We start from the raw sequence: 4112 nt of genomic DNA, 5'->3' as shown, positions 1-4112 counted from the left end.
CTCCCCCATCGACCCACCCTCCGGCTGCCGCTTCCGCACCCGCTGCTGGAAAGCCCAGGACCGCTGCGCCCAGACCGAGCCGCCCCTGGTCCGCACCGAGGACAGCGAGGAGGGGCACTTGACGGCCTGCCACTTCCCGGAGGAGTCGGGGTTCGCGCTGTCAGGCTGAGCTGTCGGGGTCGCGAAAGCACCTCGAATACACAGCGACATCGATTAGCAGTTCGTGACCGTCGAGCCCCTTCATCCATGTCGCTTCGACCTGGGTGCGCGTCTTCAGGTGAACAGCCAGAATCTCAAGGTTTCGATTCCTGCTCGCATCCGGCCCGCTTTTCACCACCTTCCACCCCGTACATGGACCAAGGGTGGCTGACCCAGCGCAGGTCGCGCCCGGGTCCTTCACCGGCAGGGCACATCAACGCCATGGGGCCGGGCTCCGTCACCTTGCCCTTGGTGTGAAGCATGTCCAAAAGCCCGCTGGACACCCGACCTACTTCGTCCTCGACATCACGACTGTCGCGAACCCGCTGCTCGTAACCAAGTTTTCCCGAATCTTCGTCCACCGAAGAGCACCCCGTAGCCAGCACCACAACACCCACTAGCGCCGAGATCACCCTGAGTCGCTTTCCGATTAATCGAGTCACGAGCGAACCCACTGTGTCCAGATTCGCGAGGGTTGGACTGGTGACGCAATTCAGCCTGCCGCGCGGGATCCACTCTCATTACTTCGGAAGCAATCGGAAACAACGGTGACCATAATCAGCGATTCCTTATCACGGTACTTGCGCTGATCCAGCAGCCTGATGTCTGCAGAAAAATTCCCCCGAGTATAGTTCGCAACGATCTGCGGAGTCTTGGCGCGACTACGGTCCGGCTCATCCTTGATGATCTTCCAGCCATTCTTTGGAAGCTCACTTCGCAGCCGATCCATGGCCTCATACAGATCCTCGACCGGCACATCATATACGCTCCACGGGTGATGCATTCTACGCACCTCTTCGCCGCCGGAGTAGCCAGAGCAAGGAAGCGTCCCCGGACCAGGCTCAGTCACCTTTCCCTTTTTCAAGGAAAGGATGTCCAGAATCCCACTGGACACCTTTTGCGTCTCTTGGGACATATCTCGCACACTGCGGATATCCAACTTCTCCACCGAATTATCGCCATCCATCTGCGAACACCCCACAAGAAATAGACACAAGGGGAGCAGCATAGAGAGGGCTGCCCGAATTTCCCTACTCAAGTTCGACCCTGTCGTAATTAGCGGTTATCACGGCGCCCTGGTTCCATAGAGCGGTGCTACCCTCGTCCCAGTAGGCCCCGTGGTCCGACACACCTGATTCCATCAGATTTCCACCGAACCAGACATCGGTGGGGATCATATTGTCCTCGCCAAGGCCGACCTTCCGCCCTCCTTCACGAACCGCAAGGTCCTTGAAGCCACTGGCTTTCATTGCCCAGAAACGGTCAGGGTCTATTTTGAGGTCAGCCGCCCGGCCACCTGCATCCCAGGACTACCTGCCGCGACGATGTCATCGACCGCCAGGGGGCCGGCATCCGGATCGTAGCTTGTATGGGATTTAGTCGCATCGCCGATGACGGTGCTGCCATAACTGTGCCCAATGAGAGTGGTGTGAGCCCTGTCACCACTAGCCGACTCATGAGATTCCGCCACTCCGTCCAAGAACTGGCGCAGATCGGGTCCGCCAGCTTTGGCCCACCTGTCCTTCGCAGCACTCGGGAGGTCGTCCGGAGCGTCATAACCCAGCCAGGTGATAGTGGCCACCTTGGCGTGAGGGTCAACCGCATGACTTGTGGCCCAGAGCCTCTCACCACGACTCAGGTCGCCACCAATACCGCCGATAAGCGTTTTGGTGCCCGGAACATAGACGGCGGTATGGTCGGCTGTATCCGGATCGCCAGTGGCAAGGATTACTCGGCCGTCATGCTTCTCAGGGTCAAATCCGAGCAAGTATGCTCTCGGAACTCCATTCTGACCCGTCCTATCGAAGCGCTCCTGGATGGCATCCATTCCATGAATCGCAGTTTCCAGGTGACTCTTCCTGGCATTCCAGTCGCGCCAATCCTGCGAGATCCTCGTGGCTTTAGCACCGAAATCCTCCCATTTCGGGGGCTCCTTTGAATAGTTTTTCAGTTCTCGATCGTACTTGGCCCGCGTCTCGCTGAGTACGGTGCGATTCGCCTCATCGCGGATCTTGGATGGGATGCCGTCGAGAGCCCCGATCTTCGATGGGTAAAGCGACAGGTACGCATCCTGCTCCTCCTTGGACAGGCCCTTCCACCACGCCGCGTTCGCTTCAGGGGACTTACCCTTCGGAATATCACCCTTGGCGTACTCATCACCGGCCAGGCGCTGTACGGCCGTACGGTCCGCCTGCTCGTCCAGCAACATGTCGGGAGTGACCTTGACGCCGCCAAGTTTTGCGGTCAATCTGGCCAAGAGGTTCGAGTACTGCAGGTCGACTTCTCCCGCCACTCGAAGAGCGTCTGCGATTTCCTGCGCCAACTGCTCGGCAAGGTGCTGCTTCGGTTTTACCTTGGGTTCCCCCGCCTGCTCATACTGGGCGTCCGCCTGCCTCTCCAGCGCATCAGCAGCTGACTCGTTCTCCTGGTTGAGATCATCAGCGACCCCCTTGCTTTTCTTGCTGTGCCCATGGATTGTGCCGCCCGGGAAATTCTTGCCATGGGAGACCGCCGCGGGGTAGCTGACGGAACCGTCGTCGTGGACGGTGAGCCCGTTCTCGGATGCGTTGGCCAGTGCGGTCTTCAGTTTCGACTGCGGATGCTGGAGCTCCTGTGCCAGGCCGTTCAATGTGGCCCGGATCAGCCCACACTGCATCTGAATGTACTGGTAGTTGTGGGCGAGCATCCGCACCGTTTTCACGGCAGCATTCTTGGTGTCGCCGTCCTGCTCGCCCAGCTTCTTGAGCATGTGCGTCTCGACCCAGGTCATGTCCGTGCCGGCCTGATCGCTCACCTTTCGCCAGCCCTCGGACGCGGTCTCGTACGTCGCTCGCTTCAGATCCCTCAGGGCACTCACCTTCATCCGTGAGCCCCTTGCTTGGAGTCGTTCACGCCGCTGACCTTGACGGACGCAAACTTCGAACGCACTCCGGAATCGTTGCCCTCGTGCAGGCCACCCGCGTTGCGAAACGCCTGGCCCAACTCGCCGCACTCCTTGCGAGCATCCTTGAGGCGCTTCTCCCATGACTCCCGCACCTTGGCGAGTGTGCTCGTGCTCGCCAACCCACTCGTGTCCGTGGCCAGCGAATGGTGTGCCTCCTGGAGGTCGGCCAGGGCTGTGCCCACATGGTGCTTGAGCGTCTCGGTATCCGTTGCCAGGCCCCGCAACGCGCCCTTCTTGATGTGCAGATCGGACACCGCGCTGCCGTACTCCTTCACCCCCGGGCTGCTCCCCGCCCCGTCCAGACGCATCCGAGCACCGACTTCCGCCTTGGCCGTCGCCCACTCTTCGGTAAAACCCATGGCCCCCCTGGGGATTCTCCGTGCCCTTACGAACACGTACTGTAATGTCGCTGGCGGGGCCCGTGTATGAGTACAGGTACTCAGACTGATCACCGAGTTGAGTGCTCCCGCCGACGTCCGAGCCGCTACTCCTCGGCATGTCATGAAGCAACCTGGCCGCGGAGCCGCGGAGAACATGTCGCGGGGGCAGCCACCAGACGCCCGGTCGGCTCAGGCCCTGCTCCGTCTCCGGCCCCCGGTCTGCTTGCCGCTCCGATCCCGCGCACAGTCGCTTGTCTCCCTGGACGTCTCCATCCAGGCCCAGGTGGTCAACCTGCTCCAGGACCTCCAACGCGACCTGGGCATCGCGTTCCTGTTCATCGCGCACGACCTGGCCGTGGTGCGGCACTTCTCGCAGCGGGTGGCGGTGATGTACCTCGGCAAGATCGTCGAGGTGGGCTCCCGCGAGGCGATCTACGCCCGGCCCCGGCATCCGTACACCCACGCCCTGCTCTCCGCCGTCCCCGAACCGGACACCGCCCTGGCGGCCCCCGAGGCGGCGGGCACCGCGCCAACGGCCACCGCCGCCACGGGCGATCCATCCCGCGCGGACACCTCCCGCCCCCGCATCC

At 61.6% G+C, this 4112-nt stretch carries 5 protein-coding genes and 1 pseudogene; 2 read left to right on the top strand and 4 right to left on the bottom strand.

The window, feature by feature from the left end; all coding sequences use genetic code 11:
- On the top strand, positions 1-169 hold a 169-nt coding region (locus tag E4099_RS29940; protein ID WP_425348285.1), incomplete at its 5' end, for an oligopeptide/dipeptide ABC transporter ATP-binding protein.
- 124 nt (positions 170-293) lie between these two features.
- Here E4099_RS29940 and E4099_RS29935 read toward each other — a convergent pair.
- The 4 genes from E4099_RS29935 to E4099_RS33340 all read right to left on the bottom strand — a co-directional run bounded on the left by E4099_RS29935 (position 294) and on the right by E4099_RS33340 (position 3501).
- Complete coding sequence (locus E4099_RS29935; protein WP_135342249.1) at positions 294-560, bottom strand: hypothetical protein; 267 nt, start codon at positions 558-560, stop codon at positions 294-296.
- A gap of 131 nt (positions 561-691) precedes the next feature.
- Positions 692-1147: a hypothetical protein gene (locus E4099_RS29930; RefSeq protein ID WP_135342248.1), complete on the bottom strand. Its 456-nt coding sequence runs from the start codon at positions 1145-1147 to the stop codon at positions 692-694.
- Positions 1148-1468: 321 nt separating this feature from the next.
- The gene (locus E4099_RS29925) at positions 1469-3061 is read right to left on the bottom strand and encodes an alpha/beta hydrolase (protein ID WP_167828528.1); all 1593 of its coding nucleotides are present in this window, start codon (positions 3059-3061) and stop codon (positions 1469-1471) included.
- Entirely contained in the window at positions 3058-3501 is a 444-nt protein-coding gene (locus E4099_RS33340) for a hypothetical protein (RefSeq protein ID WP_167828527.1), read from the bottom strand. The genes E4099_RS29925 and E4099_RS33340 overlap by 4 nt, the downstream gene beginning before the upstream one ends.
- A gap of 277 nt (positions 3502-3778) precedes the next feature.
- Here E4099_RS33340 and E4099_RS29920 point away from each other — a divergent pair.
- Positions 3779-4112, top strand: a pseudogene (locus E4099_RS29920) (oligopeptide/dipeptide ABC transporter ATP-binding protein); the annotation flags it as partial.

The sequence above is a fragment of the Streptomyces palmae genome (assembly GCF_004684805.1).
Classification (GTDB): Bacteria; Actinomycetota; Actinomycetes; order Streptomycetales; family Streptomycetaceae; genus Streptomyces; species Streptomyces palmae.
The sequence above is the reverse complement of the archived record's forward strand: the minus strand, read 5'-3'. Positions and strand labels throughout refer to the sequence as shown.